Here is a 24268-nt window from a genome sequence, read left to right as displayed (position 1 = left end):
TTGCTGCTGATCGCGGTGCCCCTACTGTGGCGACCACCCTCGGCACCTCCGAACCCGGGTCTACCGGACCGCGACTACCCGCTGGGGCTCGCTGTCGGGCTGGCTGTCCTCTGGGCCGCGATCGCTGTCGTCCTGGTCGTCGCCACCACTGTCGACCGACGCGTCGCGGACCGACGGACCGACCGTCCCCTGAGTCGACCCCATCCGCTCTTCACCGTTCGCCCAGGAGGGGTACCCGTGTCAGCAGAAGACATCAGCACGACCGATCGCCCGCCGATCGCCGTTATCGGCGGATCGGGGTTCTACGAGTTCCTCGACGACGTCGCCGAGGAAACCGTCGACACACCGTACGGACCGCCGAGCGACGCGCTGTCCGTCGGAAGTGTCGCCGGGCGCCCGGTGGTGTTCCTCCCCCGCCACGGACGTCGACACACCCTCCCCCCACACCGCATCAACTACCGGGCCAACCTGTGGGCGCTGCGCGCACTCGGCGTCCGCCAGGTGCTCGCACCGGGCGCCGTGGGCGGCCTGCGACCGGATCTGGGCCCGGGGACCCTCGTCGTACCGGACCAACTGGTCGACCGGACCAGCGGCCGGGAGCAGACCTACTACGACGGGAAGCCACGCGCGGACGGGAAACTCCCCCAGGTCGTTCATGTGCCCTTCGCCGACCCCTACTGTCCGGTCGGACGGGCCACGGTCCTCGACGCCGCCCAATCGGCCGGTTGGCAGCCGGTCGACGGCGGAACCATGGTCGTCATCGAAGGGCCCCGATTCTCCACCCGTGCTGAATCACTGTGGTACGGCCGGGAGGGCTGGTCCGTCGTCGGTATGACCGGCCACCCGGAAGCGGTGTTGGCCCGCGAACTGGCGCTGTGTTACACCGCGCTGTCACTGGTGACCGACCTCGACTCGGGCGTCGAGGTTGGTCAGGGGGTGACCCAGCAGGAGGTGTTCACGGTCTTCGCCCGGAACATCGACCGCCTGCGCCTCCTGCTCGGCGACGTGGTGAAGGCGTTGCCGGAGGACCAGGGAGCCTGCCCGTGCGGACAGGCGCTGGCAGATACGCAGCGGTGACTGTCGTAAGAGTTCCGAAAGGGTTCGCGAACAGTTCGACAGCGGCTCCGGCCGTACGCTGCGGGGGTGGGAAAACGGATGTTCCGGTCGCCGGTGGTCCGAGCCGGGCTCGCCGCCGCTGTCGTCGTGGCGATGCTGGCCCTCTACTGGTTCCAGCCGTGGAAACTGTTCACCGACACCTATGTCGACGAAGCGATTCCCCGCGTAGGGACGACCTCGGCCGCCCCGATCCCGGCGTCCGCGACCCCGGGATCCTCGACACCGGCGCCCGCGACCTCGGCAGCCGCCCCAGCGGCGAACAAGATCCTGACCACCGGCGAGTTCGTCACCCATGAGCACCGGACGACCGGCAGTGCCGAGATTCACCGGCTCGCCGACGGGCGCCACCAGCTCGTCATCCGCGACCTGAACACGTCGAACGGCCCGGACCTGCGGGTGTGGCTGACCGACCAACCGGTCATCCGGGGCACGGCCGGCTGGCGGGTGTTCGACGACGGCAAATGGGTCGAGCTGGCGAAGCTCAAGGGCAACAAGGGCAACCAGGTGTACGAGCTACCGGCGTCGGTGGAGCCAGGCGATTTCCGCAGCGTCTCCATCTGGTGCAAGCGGTTCGCGGTCTCCTTCGGCGCGGCAGAACTCACGAGCGCCTGACCGGCCCACCCGGGTCGCAACCTGCCGGACACGGCATTGACATCTTTCACTGCGCGATCTAGCGTCGAAGCGAATCGGTTCGACACCGAGCCAGGTGCTCCGGCACCGTCGGTCGAACGGTCACGTGGTGTTCGGGCGCACGGTGTGGCCGCCATCGATTCGACGATCGACTGGTCCTGCGTGGGCGGCGAGACCATTGGCGGAAACCTGTGTCGATGAGCCGGCCGGGCGCCGTCGGCACATCGCGTCTTCTGGGGTTCGTCCGCGGCGAACGTGGTCGACGGGGGTGACCCGCAGCGGCGCGTCGTGGCGGCGTGCGGGTTGCCGTGGACCCCCTTTCAACCAGTTCGTGCCGAGTGGCGGGAGCCCCTTATGACAAGACGTAGACCCATCCTTGGACTGCTTGCGACGGCGGCGGCCGTCGTCGTGACAGTGAGCGCGGGGGCACTGGCCGGTGGTTTGAGCACCACCGCGTCGGCCGCGAACATCGGAGCGGCCGCAGCGACCGCCGGGTGCGGCAAGGCGCCCACGTTGACCAGCGGCCAACGGTCCATCCAGAGCAGCGGCCAGAACCGTAGTTTCATCCTGAGGATTCCTGACAACTACGACAGGAACCACACGTACCGATTGATCTTCGGATTCCACTGGAACGGCGGCACCGCAAACGACGTCGACGGCGGTGGGTCCGACGGGGCGGCCTGGTCCTACTACGGGCTGCGGCAGCAGGCGAACAACAGCACCATTTTCGTCGCACCCCAGGGCAACGGCAACGGCTGGGCCAACCCCGGCGGCCAGGACGTCACCTTCGTCGACGACATGATCAGAGTGATCGAGGCAGACCTCTGCGTCGACACCACGCAACGCTTCGCGCTCGGCTTCAGCTACGGCGGCGGCATGAGCTACTCGCTGGCCTGTTCCCGGCCAAGCGTCTTCCGCGCTGTCGCTGTCTACTCCGGCGGGCAGCTCAGCGGATGCGGCGGCGGCACCCAGCCGGTCGCGTACATGGGGATCCATGGCATCGGCGACGCGGTGCTCAACGTCTCCGCCGGACGGTCCCTGCGCGACACGTTCGTGCGGAACAACGGGTGCACCGCACAGAGCCCACCCGAACCGAGGGCGGGCAGCCTGACCCACATCACCACCACCTACTCCGGCTGCCGGTCCGGCTATCCGGTGGTCTGGGCCGCCTTCGACGGCGGGCACACCCCGGGCCCGGTGGACGGCGGCGGGGACAGCGGAGCCAGGACCTGGACCAAGGGCGAGGTGTGGAGGTTCTTCACCCAGTTCGGTGGCAGCACCGACCCGACGACACCGCCACCGACCACCACCCCGCCACCGAGCGGCACGTCGGCCCTGCGCAGCACGTCCTCCGGACGGTGCCTCGACGTCAACGGCGCCTCGCAGACCAACGGCGCGGCGGCGATCATCTGGGACTGCCACGGCCAGAGCAACCAGAGCTGGACCTCGACCGCCGCCCAGGAGCTGCGCGTCTTCGGCGGCAAGTGCCTCGACGTCAACGGCGCCGGCACCGCGAACGGCAGCTCGGTGATCATCTGGGACTGCAACGGCCAGTCCAACCAGAAGTGGCAGCTCAACACCGACGGCTCGATCACCGGAGTTGGTTCGGGCCGGTGCCTGGACATGGTCGGCAACGGCACTGCCAACGGCACGCGCGTCCAGATCTGGGACTGCACCGGCGCGGCCAACCAACGCTGGAGCCGGAGCTGAGCCCGGCGAGGTTCCCGGGACGGGGACCGGTCCAACGGATGTTCCACCACCCACAAGGAGGCTCGGCCGTGCCACTTCGCAAACTCTCCGCCCCCTGGCTGGGGGCAGCCATGGCGGTGCTGGTCCTGATCGCCGTCGGAATGTACGTCCTCACGACCGTCGCACCGGCGGCAGCGGCCACCACCGCCGGCTGCGGCAAGGCGCCCGGACTGAACAGCGGCACCCACACCATCCAGAGCAGCGGGAAGAGCCGCAGCTTCATCCTTCGGCTGCCGGACAACTACAACAACACCTACGCCCACCGGCTGGCCTTCGGGTTCCACTGGCTGGGCGGCACCGCCAGCCAGGTCGCGGGCGGCGGCTCCGACGGAGCCGCGTGGGCCTACTACGGCATGCAGTCGCAGGCGAACAACAGCACCATCTTCGTCGCCCCGCAGGGCCTCAACAACGGCTGGGGCAACTCCAACGGTGAAGACGTCACCTTCACCGACGACATGATCCGCGTGATCGACAACGCTCTCTGCGTCGACACCACCCAACGTTTCTCGGTCGGGTTCAGCTACGGCGGCGCGATGAGCTACTCGTTGGCGTGTTCCCGGCCGACGGTGTTCCGTGCGGTCGCGGCAATCGCGGCCCCGGGAGCGATCAGCGGATGCAGCGGCGGCACTCAGCCCGTCGCGTACCTGGGCATTCACGGCATCAACGACAACATCCCCAGCGGACGGTCGCTTCGCGACAGGTTCGTCCGCAACAACGGATGCGCCGCGCAGAGCCCGCCCGAGCCGAGGGCGGGCAGCCTGACCCACATCACCACCGCGTACTCCTGCCAGCCCGGATACCCGGTGCTCTGGGCCGCCTTCGACGGCGGCCACCAGCAGGGCCCGGTGGACGGGTGCGCCGGCTGTGAGAGCGGCGCGCGGAGCTGGGTCAAGCAGGAGGTGTGGCGGTTCTTCACCCAGTTCGGGTCGGACGTGCCACCCACCACTCCCCCGCCGACGACCCCGCCTCCCGGCCAGCAGAACGTGCTGATCGCGGGGAGCCAGTCCGGCCGGTGCATCGACATCCCCAACTCCAGCACCACCAACGGCACCCGCCCGCAGCTGTGGGACTGTCACGGTGGCACCAACCAGCGCTGGACCCACACCGCCAACCGCACCCTGACCGTCTACGGCAACAAGTGCCTGGACGCCAGCGGGGCGGGCAGCAGCAACGGCACGGCGGTCCTCATCTGGGACTGCAACGGCCAGGCCAACCAACAGTGGAACCTGAACTCCAACGGCACCATCACCAGCGCCCAATCGGGGCTGTGCCTCGACGCCGTCGCATCCGGCACGGCCAATGGGACACAACTTCACCTCTGGGCCTGCCACGGCGGCGCCAACCAACAGTGGGCCAGGCGCGCCTAGTACCACACGAGGCAACGCGCCGCTCGGGTCGTTTCCCGGGCGGCGCGTGCGTCTGGCAGGGGGGCCACCACCGCACGGTCAGTATCGGTGGGGTGGGGCGCCGATGGCCAGGACAGCGGTGTCGTCGGTGAGTCCGGTGCCGAAGGTATCGATCAAGTCGATGATGGCGGCGACGGCGGCGGCTGCGGGCGCGGGCGCAAGAGAGCGAGCAAATCGGGCGAGGGCTGCCGCTCCGTACCGGCCATCGGCGGTCTCACTGCCGACGGAACGTGCCTCGGTGAGTCCATCGCTGTAGAGGAGCAACGTGTCGCCAGGGTTCACCACCACTGTGGTGTTGGTGTATTGGGCGTTCGGGAAGGCCCCCACGATTCGGCCCTTCGTGGGGTGGTAGTGGACCGAGCCATCGGCCCGCAGCAACAGCGGCTCCGGGTGCCCACCACTGGCGATGATCGCGGTGAAGCCGCCGACGGCCGTCGCGGAGGTGAGGATGCCGAACACGACGGTGCAGTAGCGGGCGTCCTCGCGGTACTCCTGCCAGAGCACTGTGTTGAGGTTGTGCAGCGCGGCAGCGGGGTCGGGGTTGTAGACCGTCGCGGCCCGCAACGTGTAGCGGGCCAGGGCGGTGACGGCAGCCGCTTCGACGCCCTTGCCGCTGACGTCGCCCAGGAAGAACCCCCAGCGGCCGTCGACGAGGGGGAAGAGGTCGTAGAAGTCGCCGCCGACCTGGTCGGTGGAGGCCGCCCGGTAGTACGCGGCGCTGTCCAGCCCGGGCGGAGTCTGCAGCACGGCGGGGAGGAGACTGCGCTGGAGCTTGCCGACGAGATGCCGTAGCCGTTCGTCCTCGCGTTCTGCGGCCCTGCGGGCATCGAGGAGCTCTCGCTCGTAGGCACGGCGCATCTTGGCGTCGAAGATCGCCGTCCGGATGAGTTGGGGTTGCCCCCCGCTGCCGGCCTTGACGATCGACGTGACAAGGACCGGCATCCGGGAGCCATCCCGGGTGCGAAGTTCGAGGGACACGCCACCGATCTCGCCCTGCATGGCCAGCATCGGCGCGAAGTGGGTCTCATGGTAGATCCGACCGCCACCGGTGAGGAGATCGCTGAAGCGGCGCCGTCCGACGAGTTCCTCGCGGCGGTAGCCGAGCCAGGCCAGCAGGGTGCCGTTGATTTTGGCGATGGTGCCGTCCAGGAGGGTGGACAGGTACCCGCAGGGCGCGTTCTCGTACAGGTCTTCGAGGTTGTCTTCCAGCAGGGCAGGGAAGCCGGCCTCACTCGGCCGGGCACTCCTGTGATCGTCTGGACCTTGGCCGTGAGGGTCATGCCCCGCAGCGGCGGTCATCGGTAGGCGGCCCTGACAAACGACGTGATCGCTGCGGCCGTGGCCTCCGGCGCGCTCAACTGCGGGCAATGCCCGGTCGCGTCCAAGGTGACGAGCCGACTTCCGGCGATCTGTGCATGCACGAACGCGCCGACTTCGGGCGGCGCGATGGCGTCCTGAGCACATTGCAGGATCAACGTGGGAACACTCACCGCGGCGAGATCCGCCCGGTTGTCGGACAGGAACGTCGCACGGGCGAACACCTGCGCCATCGCGGGATTCGTCCGGCAGAAGCTCGCCGTCAGCTCTTCACCCAACTCCGGGCGCTCCGGGTTGCCCATGATCAGAGGTGCCATGCTCGACGACCAGCCGAGGTAGTTGCTCTCGAGTGAACCGAGCAGGTCGTCGATGTCGTCGCGAGTGAAACCGCCTCGGTAAGTCTCGTCATCGATGTAGCACGGTGAGGGGGTGACCAGGACGAGCGCGGAGAAGCGGTCCGGCTCCCGGTTCGCCGCGAGGACCCCGATGCTCGAACTGACCGAATGCCCCACGAAGATCGGCTGCCGGAGGTCAAGGTCCTGGCAGATACTCAGCACGTCGTCGGCGTAGCCGTCCAGGGAGGCGTACCGGTCAGCGTCCCAGGCCGCCGGATCAGCCTGGCCTGATCCGACGTGATCAAACAACACCAGCTGGGCCCATTGCCCGACTTCGGCGGCCACATGGCGCCACATCTGCTGATCGCAGCCGAAGCCGTGCGCGAGCACAACGGTAGGGCCGCCCTCACGACCGGTCACCACCACGTTGTTGCGATCCCGCACAAGCATTCGCCTATCTTCCATCACCCGCATCCCCGTACCAAATGTTGGTTCACCTGGGCGAACGTCGTCGCACGAACGACCCCGCAGGCCCGATGGTCGATGATCACCAGGATCGGCAGGAGAACCTTTCCCTGCTGGCGATGGCCGGTGCCGCGCCGGGCAGATCGCGTCCTGTCCGTTCGACCTCCTCCGCAGCCTCCAGGACCTGTGCCACACCAAGTGCCGCCAACGCCGGGTGGGTCTCGGCCACCGCGCGGCCCGAGGGGACGGGCCCGGCCCAGAGCGCGCGGTGCAAGGGGCGGTTGACCGGTGGCCCCCACAACGCCGGTGACACCGGCCCGAAGAGCAGGACCGATGGCGTGGCGTAGGCGGTCGCGAGGTGACCGATGCCGGTGTCGCCGGCGACCACCAACCGACCGTGGGCCACCAGGGCGGCCAACTCCCCCACCCCGGTCCGTCCGGCGAGCACCGCCGAACCGGGCAGACCGGCCCGAGCCGCGACCTCGGCGGCGAGGACACCCTCGCCACTCGACCCGGTGACCACCACCCGATGTCCCCGGCGAGTCAGTTCCCTGGCCACGGCGGCGAACCGGTCGACCGGCCAGCGCCGCTGCGCGGCCTTCGCGCCCGGGTGCACGATGGTAACCCCGGTCGGCAGGCTCTGCGGGGGTGGTCGGCGCAGCGCGAGGTCGTCCGGGTCGGCCACGATGCCGTACCAGGCCAACAGCCGGCACCACCGGTGGACCTCGTGCTCGTCGGGCCGCCACCGCGGTCCAGTGTGATGTCCCGCCTGCGGGCACGCGAAGGCCATCAGCCGCCGGGGCTGGGCTGTGTGCAGCAGGCGGTGCGACTGCGGTCCCCGCCCATGCAGGTTCACCGCCCAGTCCGGCGACAGCGGTGGCCACCGGTACGGCCCCAGCCCGTCGACATCGATGAGCTGATCGACTGCCCCGATCAGGTCGAGCATCGGGGCGAGCCAGCGCGGTGCGGCCAGCGCCAGTCGGTGCTCCGGGAAGGCGGCGCGCAGCCCGCGTAAGGCCGGCACGGCGGTGGCGAGATCGCCGATACCGAGGGCTCGGAGCGCGAGGATCACGGGTAGGAACTCTCCTGTTCGGCGCAGACCACCAGTTCCCGTACGGCGCAGCCGGCTGGTTGGGAGAGCGCGAAGAGCACCGCGTCGGCGACATGGGCGGGATCGTTGAGGATCGCGTCCGTTCCGGGCCGGTACTGCTCGTCGCGGCCGTCGAAGAACGCCGTCCGCATGCCACCCGGGATGAGCAGGGTGACGCCCACCGAGCCGGCCAGCTCGGCGGCGAGCGCGCGGGTGAAACCGACGACGCCGAACTTTGCCGCGCAGTAGGCGGAGGCGTCGCTGACCGCCTTGACACCCAGCGTGGAGGCGACGGTGACCACCGTGCCGTGGGAGCGTTCCAGGGTGGGCAGGGCGGCCCGGATGACCGCCGCGGTGGCGAGCAGGTCGACGGTCACGACGCGTTCCCAGGTTTCGGCGGGGACGTCACCGAGGCGACCCGGGGTGTCGATGCCGGCGGCGGTGACCACCCCGTCCAGTTCACCGGCCTGCTCGGTGAGGTGACGGGTGGCCTGTTCGGCGGCCCGGGTGTCGGCGAGGTCGCATTCGATCCACGGCACGCCGTCGGCGGGCGCCTGCCGGTCCAGCACGTACGGCCGCGCGCCGGCCTTCTGCAGCGCCGTCACGACGGCGGCACCGAGGCCGCTGGCACCGCCGGTGACCAGGACCGCCTTGCTGGTCAACGAGTTGTTCATCGTCGTCCTTCCGTCAACTGTCGGCCGCCGGCACGGGCGGCCGCGATGGTGCTGGAGGTAGAGCGTCCGTCGAGGTAGGGCACGAACACGACCTGTCCACCCCAACGCCGTACCTGTTCGGTCTCGGGCAGGTCGGGGTGCTCCGGGTCGGCGCCGCGGGCGTAGTCGCCGCCCTTGACCCAGATGTCGGGGCGCAGCCAGGAGAGCACCGCGTCCGGGGTCGGCTCGTCGAAGATGACGACGGCGTCGACGCAGTCCAGCGCGGCGAGCAGGCGGGCCCGGTCGACCTGAGCGGTGAGTGGGCGACCGGGACCCTTCAGCTCGGCGACGCTGCGGTCGGAGTTGAGGCAGACGACGAGGCAGTCGCCGAGCCGCCGGGCGGCCTGGAGGGTGGCCAGGTGTCCGGTGTGCAGAAGGTCGAAACAGCCGCCGGTGGCGACGACGGTCCCGCCGTCGGCGCGTACCCGGGCCAGTACGGACGCTGCCCCTTCCCGGCCATTGCCGTCGCCGGCCGGGCCGACCACGATGCGCGTGGGGGCGACGTCGTGCGCGTCGGTGCGGGTCGGCAGGCGCCTCGGACCGCCGGCGGCCACGTAGGCCGACGCGACCCGGACCGCGTCCTCGACCGCTTCCGACACCAGCGCCCCGTTCGCCAGCGCCAGCGCGGCGGCCGAGGCGAACCTGTCACCAGCGCCGCAGGTGTCACCCGCGGACGCCACCGGTGACGGTACGACCAGCGGTGCCCCACCGTTGTGGCACAGCAGGCTGCCGTCACCACCCAGGGTCACCGCGACCGCGGCGGCCCGCCAGCGGTCCCGCAGTGTGCGCGCCGAACGGGCCACCCCGGACAGCCGCGACCCGGTCGCCGCGTCGCCGGTGAGCTGGAACAACTCCCCCTCGTTGGGGGTCAGCAGCCGTGTACCCGGCACGGCCGCCGGCCCCCGGGGGTGCGGATCCCAGATCACCGGTGCGGAGGTCGCGGCGAGCGCGCGCCGCAGCGCCGGTTGCCGGGCCACGCCGCGCCCGTAGTCGCTGACCAGGATGGCTCCCGCCTCGGCCAGGGTGCGCAGCGTTGCGGCCGACGGCTCGCCGCAGGGCTGGGTGTCGCCGCCACGGTCGAGCCGGAGCAGGACCTGCCCTTCGGCCCGTAACCGGATCTTCTCCGGGGTGGCGCCGGGCAGCGACATCGGATGGAGGCGCACCCCGGCGGCCGTGAGCAACTCGGCCAGCCGGGCTGCGGCCGGGTCGTCGGCCAGCGCGGTGACCAGCACGACGTCGTGCCCGTCGGCGGCGGCGAGCAGGGCGGCCAGCCCGGCCCCACCCGGCCGGTCGGTAGCCGACCTCTCGTCCAGGACCGGCGCCGGGGCGTCCGGACAGAGCCGGTCGACAGTGCCGTCGACGTCCCGGTCCAGCACTGTGTCCCCGACCACTACCAGCGGGCCGCTCATGATGGCGCCTCCTCACCGGGTGCCACGGCCAGCAGTCGCCGCGCCGTGGACGGTCCTCGACCGTTGCGCGCCGGGAGCAGTGACGTCGCGCCGTCGTGGGCGGCGAGCAGCTCGTCCGGCCCGGCCCGCCGCAGCCGCAGCAGGGCCTCGTCGACGTAGGAGCAGAGCAGGTGGGTGGAGACCAGGTGCAGTTCCTGCACGACCTGCGGTTCGGGCGACGGCACTGTCAGCGCCTCGGCGCAGGCGTCGGCGAGCGGGTTGGGTGCCGGCCCGGTGAACGCCCAGCAGGTCAGCGCCGCGTACCGTCCGGCCTCCGCTGCCGCGAGCAGGTTCTCGCTGCGGCCACTCGTCGACATCAGCAGCAGGATGTCGCCGGGCCGGCCGTGCGCCCGTACCTGACGGGCGAACATCTCGTCGAAGCCGTAGTCGTTGCCGATCGCGGTCAACGACGATGTCTCGGCGGTCAGCGCGATAGCCGACAGCGGGGTGCGGTCGTCGCGGAGCTTGCCGACCAGTTCGGCGGTGAGGTGCTGGGCTTCGGCGGCGCTGCCGCCGTTGCCGGCGGCCAGCAGCCGGCCACCGGCGGCGAGGGTCCGGGCCAGGTGACTGCCCCAGCGGCTGAGTCGGCGGGCGGCGTCGCGGTAGCCGGGCAGGGCCCGGGACAGCTGGGTCAGGTGTGCGTCGAGGAGCAACTGTTCGGTCATCAGGCCACCGCCCCGCTGGTCTGGGGCGCACCGCACACGGCCGTGTAGACGGCGCTGAGGCGGGTCGCTGTTCGGGTCCAGGAGTAGCCGGTGCGGATCCGTTCGACGGCGGCGACCCCGTAGCGGCGACGCCGGTCCGCGTCGGCGAGGAGCCGGCGCAGCGCGGCGCCCAGCGCCTCCGGGTCACGGGGCGGTACGAGGTCGCCGGTGACACCGGGCACGACGGTGTCGGTCAGGCCGCCGACGGCCGTGCCGACCACCGGCGTCGCGCAGGCCATCGCCTCCAGCGGGGTCAGCCCGAACGGTTCGTACCAGGGTGTCGCCACCAGCAGGTCCGCGGAGCGGTACCACCGGGCCATCTCCTCGCGAGGTATGGCCCCGACGAGGTGTACCCGGTCCGCGACACCCTCGGACTCGGCCAGGGCACGCAACCGCCGGGCGTACCCGTCGTCGGTCAGCCGCGCCGCCGGCGGGCCGCCGACCAGGACGTACTCGGCTTCGGGCACCGCCCGCAGCGCGCGGACCGCGTCCTGGAAGCCCTTGCGATCGACCAGCCGACCCACGCCCAGCAGGCGCGGCCGGCTCGGGTCACGGCGGGCGGCGGGGCCGTCCGGCGTGAAGATCCGCTGATTGACCCCGGAGGGTACGACGGTGATCGCCGATCGGCGGATGCCCATCCGGGTCAGCTCGTCCACCTCGTCGGCGCACTGCGCGATGACCCGGTCGACGCTGCGGCCGAGCATCCGTTCGTACCTGATCCGGCGCGGCGGGCTGGTGTCTGCGGCGCCCTGGTGGCGGCGCTTGACGGTGCCCAGCGCGTGGTAGGTCTGCACCACCGGCACGCCGGTCTGCCGACCGGCGGTGAGGGCGGCGAGCCCGCTCATCCAGAAGTGCGCGTGGACCACGTCCGGTCGCCACACGTCGTCCTCCCAGTGCCGGACGAGCCACCGGCCGAATTCCGGCATGTACGGCGGCAGTTCGTCCTTCGGTGTCGGCTCGGCCGGTCCGGCCGGTACGTGGAGCACACTCACCCCGTCGCCCAGCGGGACCACCGGGTCCTGGTGCGGCTCGTCGCGTCGGGTGTAGACGCGTACGTCGTGCCCCTGGTCGGCCAGGGCAGCGGCGAGTTCAGCCACGTGGGTGTTCTGTCCACCGGCGTCCGGCCCGCCGAGCGCGGCCAGCGGGCTCGCGTGTTCGGAGATCATCGCAACGCGCACTGTTCCTCCTGGAGTAGTCGGTCCCAGTCCGCGAGGAACCGGTCGAGTCCGTACCGATCGGTGGCGGCGCGGCGGGCGTGCTCGCCCATGGCCCGCGCGGCGACCGGGTCGTCGATCAGCCACGCGGCGGCGTCCCGCAGTGTGCCGAGGTTGGTCGACAGCACGCCCGCCTCCGGCGGTACGGCCGCGACCGCCTCCGTGGTGGCCAGCGCGACGACCGGCATGCCGATGGTCATGGCTTCCAGGAGGCTGAGCCCGAGCGAGGTCCAGCGGCACAGGTGCAGGTAGGCGCGCCGCCGGGCGATCTGCTCGTGCAGCCGCGCCTGAGGCAGGTCGTACGTCGCAAGGCGCGCTGCGGGCAGTTCGACCGCCTCGGCGAGCGCCTGCACGCCCATCCCGAACACGTCCAGCGGAGCGATCGAGGCGAACTGGGGCATCAGGTCGGTGCCGGTGACCCGCCAGCGGCGGACCGGTTCGTTGGTGACCACCGCCAGCCGCGCCAGGCTGCCGTCGTAGCTGACCCGGGGTGGGACGATGCCGTGCTCGACGACTGTGGTGCGGGTCGCGCCGCTGTCCCAGAACAGGTGGTTGAAGTGGGTGACGTGGGCGATGAGCAGGTCGTCCCGGTCGGCCATCGGATGGCGGGTGTTCGGTACGTCGCCCTTCGGGGTGTTGTGCTCAACGTAGATGGCCGGCAGGTCCCGGCCCGGGCGTCGGCCCAGCCAGGTCTCGGCCAGGTCCAGTTCCTCGGGTCGTTGCAGGATCACCAGGTCGACGGGTTCGGTGGCGAGGCGGTCCGGCGTGATCTCCTCGGCCGAGGTCGGCCAGTCGTAGGTCCGTGCCCGGCCGAGGCCGTACGGGCCGCGATCCGGGGTTACCGGGACCAGGTAGCGGTGCTTGCCGTGGACGAACGCGGTGGTCCACGCGCCGTGTACGTGCCACACCAGGATGTTCATCGCACTCCTTCCACTGCGGCGGCGTCGGCCCCGGTCGTGAGCAGCTGGACGGCGGCCACCACCTCGGCCGGGTCGACCCCGGTGAGGCAGGGGTGGCCGGGCACGGGGCAGACGGTGGCCCTGCTGTGTCGGCACGCGGCACCGGCGTCACCGACCCGGACCAGCGGTGTCCGGTAGGGCGCCCACTGCCCGAACGGGACGGTGGGAGCGAAGAGGCTGACCACCGGCGTGCCGACTGCGGCGGCCAGGTGGGCCGGGCCGGTGTTGCCGACCACCACACAGCCGGCGTGGGCCAGTACCACAGCCAGTTCGGCCAGCGAGGTACGACCGCCGAGGTCGACGCCGCCCGCCGCCGCCACCTGAGCGGTCAGCTCGCGCTCGTCCGGGCCGCCGGTGACCACCACTGGGTGACCGGCGCGGGCGAGGGCGGCGACGATGTCGGCGCAGCGTCGGGGCGGGCAGGCCCGGGCGGGCACCGACGCGCCGGGGTGGACGACCACGTAGCCGGCCGCCAGGTCGACCGGTGGCCGGGACGGCAGCATGTCGGCAGCGAGCCGCAGCGTCGGCTCGTCGCCGGCCGGCAGCCCGAAGCCGGCCGCCGTTGCCAGCGACAAGGCCCGCTCCACCTCCGGTATCCCCACCGGCACCCGGTGCCTCAGGTCGAGCAGGCTGCCGGGGTAGTCGTCGCTGATCGCACCGACCCACGGCACGCCGGCCATCCGCAGCAGCAGCGCCAGCGGCAGCGGGGACTGGTGGAACGACGTGAAGATCAGTGCCTGGTCGGCGTCGACGGCGGCCAGCCGCGCGATCAACGCCCGCATCGTTTCCGCCTGCACCGGTGCCGGCGACGGGTCGATCCACGGCAGCGGCCACTCGATCACCTCGTGCACGCCGGGCAGCAGCCGGGCGGCGGCCCGGCCGCGTGGACCACCCAACAGGACGACCCGGTCCGCGCCGGCCGCTACCGCGCGGATCGCCGGCCCGGTGATCAGGACGTCACCGGCCGAGTCGCTGCGTACCACCAGCACTGTGCCCGGACGCCCGTCGGCCCGCTGCGCTGGTGCGGACCCGTCGGCGGCCAGCTGGGCACCCGCGAGCGCCTGACGGCGGAGAACCTGGTCGACCGCGTCCGCCAGGTCGACGGCGACCGCCGGGGCGGCGTCGACCTCCTCCGCGCGGGTGACCGGTGTCGGCACCAGGATGCCGGCGGCTCCGGCCGCCGCCGCGGCGGCCATGTCCCGGCCGATGTCGCCGATCACCGCACAGCGGGTCGGGTCCGTGTCGAGCGCCCGGGCGGCCGCGTCGACCAGCCCGGGTGCCGGCTTGCGGCACCGACAGCCGTCGCCCTCCTGGTGTGGGCAGACCTGCCAGGTGTCGAAGGGGCCGAGCAGCGCGTCGACGCGAGCATGCACAGCGCCCAGGTCGGCAGCGGTGAACAGGCCACGGGCCAGCCCGGACTGGTTAGTCACCACGCCGAGCCGCAGCCCGGCGGCGCGGAGCCGGTCGAGCGCCGCCCGCGCGCCGGGCATCGGGCGAACCTTCTCCGGATCCCCGTTGTAGGGCACGTCTTCGATCAGGGTGCCGTCCCGGTCCAGGAGCACAGCGTCGAAGAGGGTCATCGCACACCGTCGCGACGACGCACGACCGGGTACGGCGTCGCGTGCCGACCGCGCCACCAGCCGCGCAACCAGTACGTCACGGCAAGCGGCGGAATCGCCGCACTGGTCACCAGCATCGTGGCAACCTCCGCGCGGGTACCCGGCCCCGGCGCGATCCGCTCGTGCGTGAACCGGGCCGTACCGGCCAACCAGAGGGCACCGGCCAGCGTCGCCGTGCCGACAAGCGGTCGGCCGGCACCGGACCGCCCGGCAGCCAGCCCACCGGCCAGCGCAGCGACCGCCAGGATCCCGGCCGTGGTGATCGCGGCGTGCCGGTGGCGACGTCCCGCCGGCACGCCCAGCTCGTCGCGCCAGCCGGCACCGTACAGGCGGCGCAACAGGGCGTCGTCGACGTTGCCCCGCTGGGTACGCAGGCTGACCCAACGGCTCTCGGAGCGCACCGGATGCGTGACGGTCCGGGTGCCTCTGGTCAACTGCCAGCCGGCGAACCGCACCCGGTGGGCCAGCTCGGCGTCCTCCCGGTAGGCCCGGGGAAACCGTTCGTCGAAGCCGCCCACGGCGGCGAGGGCGGCCCGACGGTAGGCCATGTCGGCGGTGATCCACTCACCGTCGGCCAGACCTGCGGTCGCCCGTTCCCAGTCGGTCGGTCGCCGGCCGGTAGGCAGCGGCACCCGCACGACGCCCTGCACGCCACCGATCCGGTCAGGCACCGCGAGGTCGGCGAGGAGCCGGTCCAGCCAGTCCGGCGCCGGGACCACGTCGTCGTCGAGGAACGCCACCCAGGGGAACCGGGCCGCCCGCCAGCCCAGGTTGCGGGCGGCGGCCGGGCCAGCGCCCTTACCGCGCAAAACCTTCGTGTACGCCGTGAGAGCCCCGGGCACTGGCAGCTCACCGCCGCCGGAGGACCGGTCGTCGACCAGCAGGATCTCCAGCCCCGCTCGCTCACCGACCTGCGCGGCGAGCGTGGTCAGCAGATCACCGAGACTGTCCCGGCCCACTGTCGGCACCACGATGCTGATCATCGCGGTGTCCCCAGGTCGGCACGGTGCACCGCGTACGGGCCGAGGGCGAGCAGATCCACCGGCGCCGAGCCGAACAGCTCCATCGCCTCCCGTGGTGTGTCGACCATCGGCCGACCGGCGGTGTTGAGCGAGGTGTTGACCACGACCGGCAGCCCGGTGAGCCGGTCGAACTCGGCCAGCATCTCGGCCACCAGCGGCTCGGCGGCCGGGTCGACGGTCTGCACCCGAGCGGTGCCGTCGACGTGCACCACCGCCGGGATCCGCTCCCGCCACTCGGGCGCGACCCGATGCACGAAGAGCATGTGCGGGCTGGGCAGCACCCCTTCGAAGATCTCGGCGGCGCGTTCGGCCCGCACCATCGGGGCGATCGGCCGGAACTGCTCCCGGCCCTTGACGTCGTTCATCCGGCGGGTGGTGTCGGCGTCGCCGGGGTGCGCCAGCAACGACCGGTGGCCGAGTGCCCGGGGTCCGTACTCACTCCGCCCCTGGAACCAGGCGACGACACCATTGCCGGCCAGCACCCGGGCGGCCTCGACGGCGATCGAATCCGGCCGCCGGTACGGCAGTGCCGCTCGACGCAGCTCCGCCTCCAGTTCGTCGTCGCTCCACCCGCGGCCCAGGTCGACGCCGGGCATCGGTGCGGTCGAGTCACCGAGCACGCTCGCCAGGTGCAGGGCCGCGCCGAGCGCGGTGCCGGCGTCGCCTGCGGCCGGTTGTACCCAGACCCGCTGGTACGGGCCCTCGGCGGCGATCCGGGCGTTGGCGACGCAGTTCAGCGCGACCCCGCCGGCCATGGTGAGGGTTGCCGGGCCGTCGCCCGCCTCGTACAGCCAGCGGGCCAGGTCGAGGATCGTCTCCTCCACCCGCGCCTGCACGCTGGCGGCGAGGTCCGCGTGCTCGGCGGTCATCTTCCCGTCCACGGCGCGCGGTTTGGCCAGTGAGGACCAGTCGATCTGACCCACCGTGAACCCGCCGTCGCCGGTGGTGCGGACCAGGTCTCGCAGCAGCCCGAGGTGGCGCGGTTCGCCGTAGGAGGCCAGCGCCATCACCTTGTACTCGTCACTGGAGTGCAGGAAGCCCAGGTGCCGGGTGAGGTCCTCGTAGAGCAGGCCCAGCGAGTGCGGCAACTGCTGCGCGGCGAGCTGCCGCAGTCGTCCCTGGGAGTAGACGCCACCGAGGTGGCTCGCGGTCTCGCCCCGCCCGTCGAGAACCAGAACGGCGGAGGTCGCCGCACCGGTCGCGTCCGGCGGCACGGCGAGCCCCGCGGAGGCGGCGTGCGCGACGTGGTGCGGCACGAACCGCACGATGTCCGGGTCGAGGCCCGGCAGCGCCGCGGCGAGGAACTGCGGCGCGCGTTTCGCGTACTCGATTCGTAGCCAGTCCCAGGGGTCGGCCAGACCCAACTCGGCCGCGTCCCGACACAGGCCCGGATCGAAGGAGTAGGCGACACCGTCCAGGCCGTCGGCGTCGATTCCGGCCTGACGCAGACACCAGGCGGCGGAGAGTTCGGGGAGTTCCCACGCGGAGAAGGGCACCGGACGCTTGCCGTGCTTACGTCGGCTGAACCGCTCCTCCTCCGCGGCAGCCACCACCTGACCGTCGATGACCAGGGCGGCCGCTGGGTCATGGAAGACAGCGTTTATCCCGAGGACGCGCATAGACGGGCCTCTACCCAGCCCCGACGCGGTAAACCCAGAGATCAGCAACTTCCCAAAAGTACTGATTGTCCACTTAGCTCGGGCTGGCCGGACCGGCGCCGATCGTCCACGCGGCTTCCCTGTTCAGCCCTCAACCCCGGTCGCGGAGTGGGCCGCGCCGACCGGTTTCGACTGCGACGATCCGCGCTGCCGCAGGTAGATCGACAGAACCACCATCGACGTGACGGCCAGCAGTTCCGACTGCCAGTTCTGCAGGGTGCGATTCCAGAAGTCCGGTTGGAGCAGGTACTGCCCCCACGACACCGGATCCTGAAGGTTGCCGAGCTGCTCCTCGTTGTACGCGGCGACCCCGGCGATCGACTGCGCCAGCCACGACAGCGCGAAGATCGCACCCATGACCAGGCCCAGCGAGTGGGAGAAGAGCGCCTGCCGCGCCCCACCGATGCGGGCCCACGCCGGCGAGGTGTCGGTGGCGTGGGCGCCGACCATCTGGTCCTCATCCGATTCACGGCCGGGCTTGTCGAGTTTCTTGGACTCCGGCGAGCCCTTCTGCAGCAGCCAGACGGTCAGGAAGATGTACAGGAAGAACTGCAGATACTCCGACTGCCAGTTCTCCGTGACGTCCACTGCGAAACTCGCCGACGTGACGTACCGGCCGAGCGACACCGGTGCCAGACCCTCGCTGAACTGTCGCTGGTTGAAGTCGGCGTGCCCGGCGAAGGCCTGACCGACCAGCGAGAGGAGGAACAGCAGGCCGAAGACCAGGCCGAGGGAGTTTTCGCGAAGAAATCTCCTCACCGGTGCAACACCCCCAGCGCACCGAAGTAGACCAGGCCAGCGGCGACCACGAGCAGCAGCAACACGAACTGGATCCGCATTGGCTCAGCCTCCCTGGAGCACACAGTCGTAGGGCTTCTCACCCCGGGCGGTGCAACCGGCGGCGACCACGCGCCAGCCGCCGGGGAAGACGGCGAGGAAGACCGTGTCGCCGCTGAGCCGCACCTGCGCCCGCTGGCCGTACACCTCACTGGCCGACACCCTGCCCGGTTGCGTGAGGTTTTCGGCCAGGATCGCCTCCGCGCACGGTTTGTCCGCGGACTGCTCGAGTTCACCGAGGGTGTCGGGTGCCAGCAGCGCGCAGGCCGCAGCCGCGTCCCTCTCGGCGACGGCGGTCAGCATCCGCACGGCGACGGCGGCCGCCGCGTCGCCGCGGTCGGTCACCGAGCTGCAACCTGCCATGGTCACCAGAACCAGAGCCGCGCCGACCGCGGCGCCTCCACCCCTCATGTAGGGCCACTCCCCCCGATCGCCGCCTCCCAGCCGAATGGGATCATCGACTGGCGTTGGCCACCGGGATATCCAGGTTTATCCCGGTGCTTGTCACCGCCAGCAGGTAGGTGACGCAGGGAGCGGCGGCGCGCAGGGCCAACACGACCTCGGCAGACTCGGCCGCGCGCTGTGTTCGCAACAGGGCGCTGATGCCGTGGGCGCTGAAGAAGGTCACCCCGGAGAGATCGAGCACCAGACGTGCGGGTCGCCGGGTGATCACGTGTTCGGCCAGCTCACTGATGAGATGAGCGGTGCTCATGTCGACCTCGCCGGAAACGGCGATCAGTGGCGCATTCCGATCGTTGCGCAGGTCGAGCGTCATGATCGGTTTGGCGGGCTGGGTGTGCTGCCGAGTGGGCTGAGCGTCGTGCCGAGTGGGCTGAGCGTCGTGCCGAGTGGGCTGAGCGTGCTGCCGAGTGGGTTGTTCGAGGATGGACATGGCGCCTCCCGATCTGGTGCATCGGTGAGTCGGACCCTCCCGCGGCGACGAGACGCGGGCGGCGGACCTGGGCGCATGTCTTGACCCGCGAACCACCCTACCCACGATTTTCGCCGCTGACACCATTCGCGCGGTGGCCGAGCCTCGATCCGGCAGTGCTGGCGAGAATCCCCGAAGAGGTGCCGCTCGTCCGGTTTGGTCCGCCGGCCCGGGGTAGGGCACATGCTGGAGGGCGGTCGAGGCGAGGAGGCGACGGTGGCGGACGCGACGGTGGCGGACCTGGTGGTGGCTCGGTTGGCCGACTGGGGCGTGGACCGGGTCTTCGGCTACTCGGGGGACGGTATCGATGGGGTGATGGGGGCCCTGCGTCGGGCCGGTCGGCCGGAGTTCGTGCAGGCCCGGCACGAGGAGACGGCGGCGTTCATGGCCTGCGGGCACGCCAAGTACACCGGCGGGCTGGGGGTGTGCCTGTCGACCCAGGGACCGGGCGCGGTGCATCTGCTCAACGGCCTCTACGACGCCCGGCTGGACTCCCAGCCGGTGCTCGCCCTGGTCGGCCAGCAGGTGACGTCCGTGCTGGGCAGCGGCTACCAGCAGGAGATCGACCTGGTACGTCTCTACGGCGATGTGTGCGCACAGTTCGTGCAGACCGCGTACACCCCGGAGCAGCTGCCGATGCTGCTCGACCGGGCGATCCGCACCGCCCTGGCGACCCGCAGCCCGACCTGTGTGATCCTGCCGCACGACGTGCAGACCGCCCCGGCCCCGGACCTCGGCGCACAGGAGCACGGGATCATGGTGACCAACCCCGGGTTGCCGGTGCCCGAGCTGCGGCCCCGCGCCGATGATCTGCGGGCAGCCGCGGACCTGCTCGACGCCGGGGAGCGGGTGGCGATCCTGGTGGGGCAGGGTGCCCGAGCCGCCGCCGGCGAGGTGGTCGAGCTGGCCGAGGCGCTCGGCGCCGGCGTGACGGCGTCGCTGCTGGGCAAGCCGGTGCTGGACGAGTCGCTGCCCTTTCACACCGGCGTGATGGGTCACCTGGGCAGCACCGCCAGCAGCATGCTGATGAACGAGTGCGACACCCTGCTGATCGTCGGCAGCAACGATCCCTGGTCGGAGTTCTACCCGGCACCGGGGCAGGCCCGGGCGGTGCAGATCGACATCGACGGTCGACGCCTGGGCATGCGCTACCCCGTGGAGGTGCCGCTGCTCGGCGACGCCGCCGAGACCATCCGGGCGCTGCTGCCGCTGCTCACCAGGCGGTCCGACCGGAGCTGGCGTCAGCGCGTCGAGGGCGAGGTGACCCGCTGGCGAGACATCGCCCGACAGCGGGCGACGGCCACCGCCGAGCCGGTGAACCCGCAGTACGTCCTGCACGCCCTCACCGACCGGCTACCCGCAGACGCGCAGGTGGCGGTGGATGTCGGGTCGGTGACCTACTGGTACGCCCGACACCTGCGGCTGCCCGTCGGAGTGGACGCGCACCTGTCCAGCACCCTGGCCTCGATGGGTTCGGCGCTGCCGTACGGGCTGGCCGCGAAGCTCGCCACCCCGCACCGACCGGTGGTGGCGCTGGCCGGGGACGGGGCGATGCAGATGAACGGGCTGGCCGAGTTGCTCACGGTGGCGCACCGCTGGCGGGACTGGGCGGACCCCCGGTTCGTGGTGCTGGTGCTGCACAACCGCGACCTGGCCGAGGTGAGCTGGGAGCAGCGGGAGATGGAGGGCGATCCCCGCTTCGTCGACTCCCAGCGCCTGCCCGACGCGCCGTACGCCCGGTGGGCCGAGTTGCTGGGTCTGCGCGGCGTTCGGGTCACCACCCCGACCGAGGTCGACACCGCCTGGGACGAGGCCCTGTCGGCGGACCGGCCGACGCTGATCGAAGCGATCGTGGACCCGGCGATCCCGCTGCTTCCGCCCGCGCAGCCCTACCAGAAGGTCGCCACCATGTACGAGGCGCTCGGTCGGGAGAACACCGACCTGGGCCGGCGGGCGCTGGCGCATTTGCGCCGCGAACGGGCCACCGAAGGCTTCGACGATCCGCAGTGAGACCGGGCAGGCATGACGAACAAGATTCGGGAGAAGTATCCCTGAGCAGACGCGGAGCGGCACGAGCGACAGGGGGAACGTGATGGGCCGAGCGAGGCGCTCCGCGCACGCCTTCGCGGGCGGCGCGCTGGCGGTGGTGCTCGCTGGGCTGGTCGCCCTCGTCACTCATCAGCCGTGGCTGTTCCCCAGTCTGGGGCCGGCGGTGATGTTGCAACTGGAGAAGCCGGGATCGCCCGAGTCCTCTCCGCGCAACACGTTCATCGGGCACGGGGTGGCCCTGCTGGCCGGGTACCTGTTCCTGGTGGCCTGCGGGCTTGCCGACGAACCCTCGGCGCTCCAGGAGGGGGTGACCGGGTTGAGGATCGTGGCGGTGGCCGGGTCGCTGGCGGTGACCGCATCGGTCCTGGTGTTGCTGAAGGCGTCGCACGCCCCGGCAGGGGCGACGACACTGATCGTGAGCCTGGGCCTGCTCCGTACCCCGACCCAGTTGCTCGTCGTGGCCGGCGCGGTGGTGCTGGTCACGGTCGTCGACTGGCTGTACGGACGGGTGTCGGGCCGACCGATGCCGCTGTGGGCGGCGCCCGCGCCGTCACCGGGAGGAGGACATCGTGGTGGACCGGATCGCCGACCCGTGGGGTGAGCGGACCCCGTACGGGCCGGGACAGCAGTGGCCGGTGCGGGTGGACCGGTACCTGGCCGACGGACGGACCGATGCCGACGTGGACCGGTGGGTGCAGTCGGCGTCGGTGCTGCACTCCAACGGCGACGCGCTGGACATCGGCGTCGCCGACGGGCGGATCGTCGGTGTGCGCGGGCGGGCCGTGGACCGGATCAACCGGGGGCGGGTCGACCCGAAGGACCTGTACGGCTGGCAGGCCAACCACAGCCCGGACCGGTTGACCCGGCCGCTGGTCCGCGACGGCGATCGCCTGGTCGAGTCGGACTGGGACACGGCGATGGGCCGGATCGTGGCCCGGTCGAAGGAACTCCTCGACGGGCCGGGTGGGTGGGGGCACTTCGGGTTCTACACCACCGGCCAACTGTTCCTGGAGGAGTACTACACGCTGGGTGTGATCGGTAAGGCCGGTCTGGGTACGCCGCACATGGACGGCAACACCCGGTTGTGCACGGCCACCGCGGCGGCGGCGATGAAGGCGAGCTTCGGCACCGACGGGCAGCCCGGCTCGTACACCGACGTGGACCACTGCGACGCGATCGCGCTGTGGGGTCACAACGTCGCCGAGACGCAGACGGTGCTGTGGATGCGGATGCTGGACCGACGCCGTGGCCCCAACCCGCCGGCGATGCTGGCGGTGGACCCACGCGCCACCCCGGTCGCCCGGGAGGCCGATGTGCACCTGGCGGTGCGTAACGGCACGAACGTGGCCCTGATGAACGGCCTGCTCCGGGAGATCATCCGGCGCGGCTGGTACGACCACGACTACGTCGAGGCGCACACGCTGGGTTTCGACGAGCTGTGCCGGATCGTCGACGGCTACCCACCGTCGCGGGTCGCCGACATCTGCGACGTACCGGCCGCCGATGTGGAGCGCGCCGCCGAACTGCTCGGCGCCTCGCAGCGGTTGCTGTCGACAGTGTTGCAGGGCTTCTACCAGTCGAATCAGGCCACCGCCGCCGCCTGCGGCGTCAACAACCTGCACCTGGTTCGCGGCATGATCGGACGGCCCGGCGCCGGGATCTACCAGATGAACGGCCAGCCCACCGCCCAGAACACCCGGGAGACCGGCGCCGACGGCGACCTGCCCGGCCTGCGCAACTGGGACAACGAGCGGCACGTCGAGGAGTTGGCCCGGCTGTGGAACGTGGATGTGGACACCATTCCGCACTGGGCGCCGCCGACGCACGCCATGCAGATCTTCCGGTACGCCGAGCAGTGCTCGATCAAACTGCTCTGGATCTCCGCCACCAACCCGGCCGTCTCACTGCCGGAGCTGCACCGGATCCGGCAGATCCTGACCCGGCCGGAGCTGTTCGTGGTGGTCCAGGATCTCTTCCTCACCGAGACCGCCGAGCTGGCCGACGTCGTGCTGCCCGCCGCCACCTGGGGCGAGAAGACCGGCACGTTCACCAGCGTCGACCGGACCGTGCACATCTCCGACAAGGCCGTCGACCCGCCCGGGGAGGCCCGCCCGGACCTGGACATCTTCCTCGACTACGCCCGCCGGATGGACTTCCGCGACCGCGACGGCCAGCCGCTGATCGACTGGAGCGGGCCGGAGGAGGTGTTCGAGGCGTGGAAGGAGTGTTCGCGGGGCCGACCGTGCGACTACACCGGGATCACCTACGAGAAGCTGCGCGGCGGCTCCGGCATTCAGTGGCCCTGCACCGACGAGCATCCCGACGGCACGGAGCGCCTCTACACCGACGGACATTTCCACACCGAACCCGACTACTGCGAGACGTACGGTCATGACCTGGCCACCGGTGCGGAGTTCACCGAGGCGGAATACCGGGCCAAGGAACCGGACGGGCGGGCGTTCCTGCACACCGTCGACTACCAGCCCTCACCTGAGGTGCCCGACGACGAGCGTCCGCTGCTCCTCACCACCGGCCGCACCGTCTACCAGTTCCACACCCGCACCAAGACCGGCCGCGCCCCACAACTCAACCAGGCGGCACCGGACGTGTGGGTCGAGTTGAACCCCGCCGACGCGGCCCGGTTCGGCATCGTCGAAGGCGATCTGGTGGGCATCTCCTCGGCCCGCGGCGCCATCCAGGCCCGCGCCCGGCTCTGCGGCATCCGCCCCGGGGTCGTCTTCCTGCCGTTCCACTACGGCTACTTCGACCAGGACCCCACCGACCGCACCCCGCGGGCGGCGAACGAGCTGACCATCACCGCCTGGGACCCGGTGTCCAAGCAGCCCCTCTTCAAGGTCGCCGCCGTGGCGGTGGCGAAACTCGCCGACGGGCGGGGCGTACCCTCGCCGGCACCGACCGTCGGCGGCAGCGCACCACCAGCGGACGCTGACGTGCCGCCCACCGTCGGTGGGCCGGCAGCCGAGGCCACCAGCGGGAAGGAGTGAG

General features: G+C 71.3%; 21 protein-coding genes. 7 read left to right on the top strand and 14 right to left on the bottom strand.

Going from position 1 to position 24268, the window contains the following annotated elements; all coding sequences use genetic code 11:
• Positions 1 to 276: 276 nt before the first annotated feature.
• The 4 genes from FB453_RS24860 (at position 277) to FB453_RS24845 (ending at position 4862) form a co-directional block, all read left to right on the top strand.
• A complete protein-coding gene (locus FB453_RS24860) occupies positions 277 to 1077 on the top strand; it encodes an S-methyl-5'-thioadenosine phosphorylase (RefSeq protein ID WP_486480446.1) in 801 nt (266 codons plus the stop codon).
• Between the two features lie 66 nt (positions 1078 to 1143).
• The gene (locus FB453_RS24855) at positions 1144 to 1728 is read left to right on the top strand and encodes a DM13 domain-containing protein (protein WP_486480427.1); all 585 of its coding nucleotides are present in this window, start codon (positions 1144 to 1146) and stop codon (positions 1726 to 1728) included.
• Between the two features lie 372 nt (positions 1729 to 2100).
• Complete coding sequence (locus FB453_RS24850; protein WP_145793993.1) at positions 2101 to 3456, top strand: RICIN domain-containing protein; 1356 nt, start codon at positions 2101 to 2103, stop codon at positions 3454 to 3456.
• Positions 3457 to 3524: 68 nt separating this feature from the next.
• Positions 3525 to 4862 (top strand): ricin-type beta-trefoil lectin domain protein, encoded by a 1338-nt coding sequence (locus FB453_RS24845; RefSeq protein WP_486480426.1) that lies wholly within the window; start codon positions 3525 to 3527, stop codon positions 4860 to 4862.
• A gap of 78 nt (positions 4863 to 4940) precedes the next feature.
• On the opposite strand, the gene FB453_RS24840 is transcribed toward FB453_RS24845, so the two are convergent.
• From FB453_RS24840 to FB453_RS34365, 14 genes are all read right to left on the bottom strand, one after another.
• Positions 4941 to 6200, bottom strand: coding sequence for a SpoIIE family protein phosphatase (locus tag FB453_RS24840; RefSeq protein WP_145793989.1), 1260 nt, complete (start codon positions 6198 to 6200; stop codon positions 4941 to 4943).
• Entirely contained in the window at positions 6197 to 7003 is an 807-nt protein-coding gene (locus tag FB453_RS24835; RefSeq protein ID WP_145793987.1) for an alpha/beta fold hydrolase, read from the bottom strand. Before FB453_RS24835 ends, FB453_RS24840 begins: the two co-directional genes overlap by 4 nt.
• A gap of 97 nt (positions 7004 to 7100) precedes the next feature.
• On the bottom strand, positions 7101 to 8090 hold the full coding sequence (locus FB453_RS24830; protein WP_145793984.1) for a glycosyltransferase family 9 protein: 990 nt from the start codon (positions 8088 to 8090) through the stop codon (positions 7101 to 7103).
• Positions 8087 to 8782, bottom strand: coding sequence for an SDR family oxidoreductase (locus FB453_RS24825; RefSeq protein ID WP_145793981.1), 696 nt, complete (start codon positions 8780 to 8782; stop codon positions 8087 to 8089). The genes FB453_RS24830 and FB453_RS24825 overlap by 4 nt, the downstream gene beginning before the upstream one ends.
• Positions 8779 to 10230: a PfkB family carbohydrate kinase gene (locus FB453_RS24820; RefSeq protein ID WP_145793979.1), complete on the bottom strand. Its 1452-nt coding sequence runs from the start codon at positions 10228 to 10230 to the stop codon at positions 8779 to 8781. Before FB453_RS24820 ends, FB453_RS24825 begins: the two co-directional genes overlap by 4 nt.
• Positions 10227 to 10934: a D-sedoheptulose-7-phosphate isomerase gene (locus FB453_RS24815; protein WP_486480425.1), complete on the bottom strand. Its 708-nt coding sequence runs from the start codon at positions 10932 to 10934 to the stop codon at positions 10227 to 10229. The genes FB453_RS24820 and FB453_RS24815 overlap by 4 nt, the downstream gene beginning before the upstream one ends.
• Complete coding sequence (locus FB453_RS24810) at positions 10934 to 12151, bottom strand: glycosyltransferase (protein ID WP_145793977.1); 1218 nt, start codon at positions 12149 to 12151, stop codon at positions 10934 to 10936. Before FB453_RS24810 ends, FB453_RS24815 begins: the two co-directional genes overlap by 1 nt.
• The gene (locus tag FB453_RS24805) at positions 12136 to 13107 is read right to left on the bottom strand and encodes a glycosyltransferase (RefSeq protein WP_145793974.1); all 972 of its coding nucleotides are present in this window, start codon (positions 13105 to 13107) and stop codon (positions 12136 to 12138) included. The genes FB453_RS24810 and FB453_RS24805 overlap by 16 nt, the downstream gene beginning before the upstream one ends.
• Positions 13104 to 14726: an HAD-IIIA family hydrolase gene (locus tag FB453_RS24800; RefSeq protein WP_145793972.1), complete on the bottom strand. Its 1623-nt coding sequence runs from the start codon at positions 14724 to 14726 to the stop codon at positions 13104 to 13106. The genes FB453_RS24805 and FB453_RS24800 overlap by 4 nt, the downstream gene beginning before the upstream one ends.
• Positions 14723 to 15748 (bottom strand): glycosyltransferase, encoded by a 1026-nt coding sequence (locus FB453_RS24795; protein ID WP_145793970.1) that lies wholly within the window; start codon positions 15746 to 15748, stop codon positions 14723 to 14725. The genes FB453_RS24800 and FB453_RS24795 overlap by 4 nt, the downstream gene beginning before the upstream one ends.
• Positions 15745 to 17406, bottom strand: coding sequence for a carbamoyltransferase C-terminal domain-containing protein (locus FB453_RS24790; protein WP_145793968.1), 1662 nt, complete (start codon positions 17404 to 17406; stop codon positions 15745 to 15747). The genes FB453_RS24795 and FB453_RS24790 overlap by 4 nt, the downstream gene beginning before the upstream one ends.
• Before the next feature lie 123 nt (positions 17407 to 17529).
• Positions 17530 to 18204 (bottom strand): DUF6766 family protein, encoded by a 675-nt coding sequence (locus tag FB453_RS24785; RefSeq protein WP_145793965.1) that lies wholly within the window; start codon positions 18202 to 18204, stop codon positions 17530 to 17532.
• Positions 18205 to 18288: 84 nt separating this feature from the next.
• A complete protein-coding gene (locus tag FB453_RS24780; protein ID WP_145793963.1) occupies positions 18289 to 18693 on the bottom strand; it encodes a hypothetical protein in 405 nt (134 codons plus the stop codon).
• A gap of 43 nt (positions 18694 to 18736) precedes the next feature.
• Complete coding sequence (locus tag FB453_RS34365; RefSeq protein ID WP_186718510.1) at positions 18737 to 19057, bottom strand: STAS domain-containing protein; 321 nt, start codon at positions 19055 to 19057, stop codon at positions 18737 to 18739.
• Positions 19058 to 19429: 372 nt separating this feature from the next.
• Here FB453_RS34365 and FB453_RS24770 point away from each other — a divergent pair, with 372 nt between their 5' ends.
• From FB453_RS24770 to FB453_RS24760, 3 genes are all read left to right on the top strand, one after another.
• Positions 19430 to 21223: a thiamine pyrophosphate-requiring protein gene (locus FB453_RS24770; RefSeq protein WP_186718508.1), complete on the top strand. Its 1794-nt coding sequence runs from the start codon at positions 19430 to 19432 to the stop codon at positions 21221 to 21223.
• Positions 21224 to 21305: 82 nt separating this feature from the next.
• Positions 21306 to 21863 carry an HPP family protein gene (locus FB453_RS24765; protein WP_145793956.1) on the top strand — a complete coding sequence of 186 codons (558 nt, stop codon included), beginning with the start codon at positions 21306 to 21308 and terminating at the stop codon, positions 21861 to 21863.
• Positions 21832 to 24267 (top strand): molybdopterin oxidoreductase family protein, encoded by a 2436-nt coding sequence (locus FB453_RS24760; protein WP_145793954.1) that lies wholly within the window; start codon positions 21832 to 21834, stop codon positions 24265 to 24267. Before FB453_RS24765 ends, FB453_RS24760 begins: the two co-directional genes overlap by 32 nt.
• Position 24268: the final 1 nt, after the last annotated feature.

Source organism: Micromonospora sp. CNZ322, from assembly GCF_007827755.1.
This window is presented reverse-complemented; position numbering and strand designations above follow the sequence as displayed.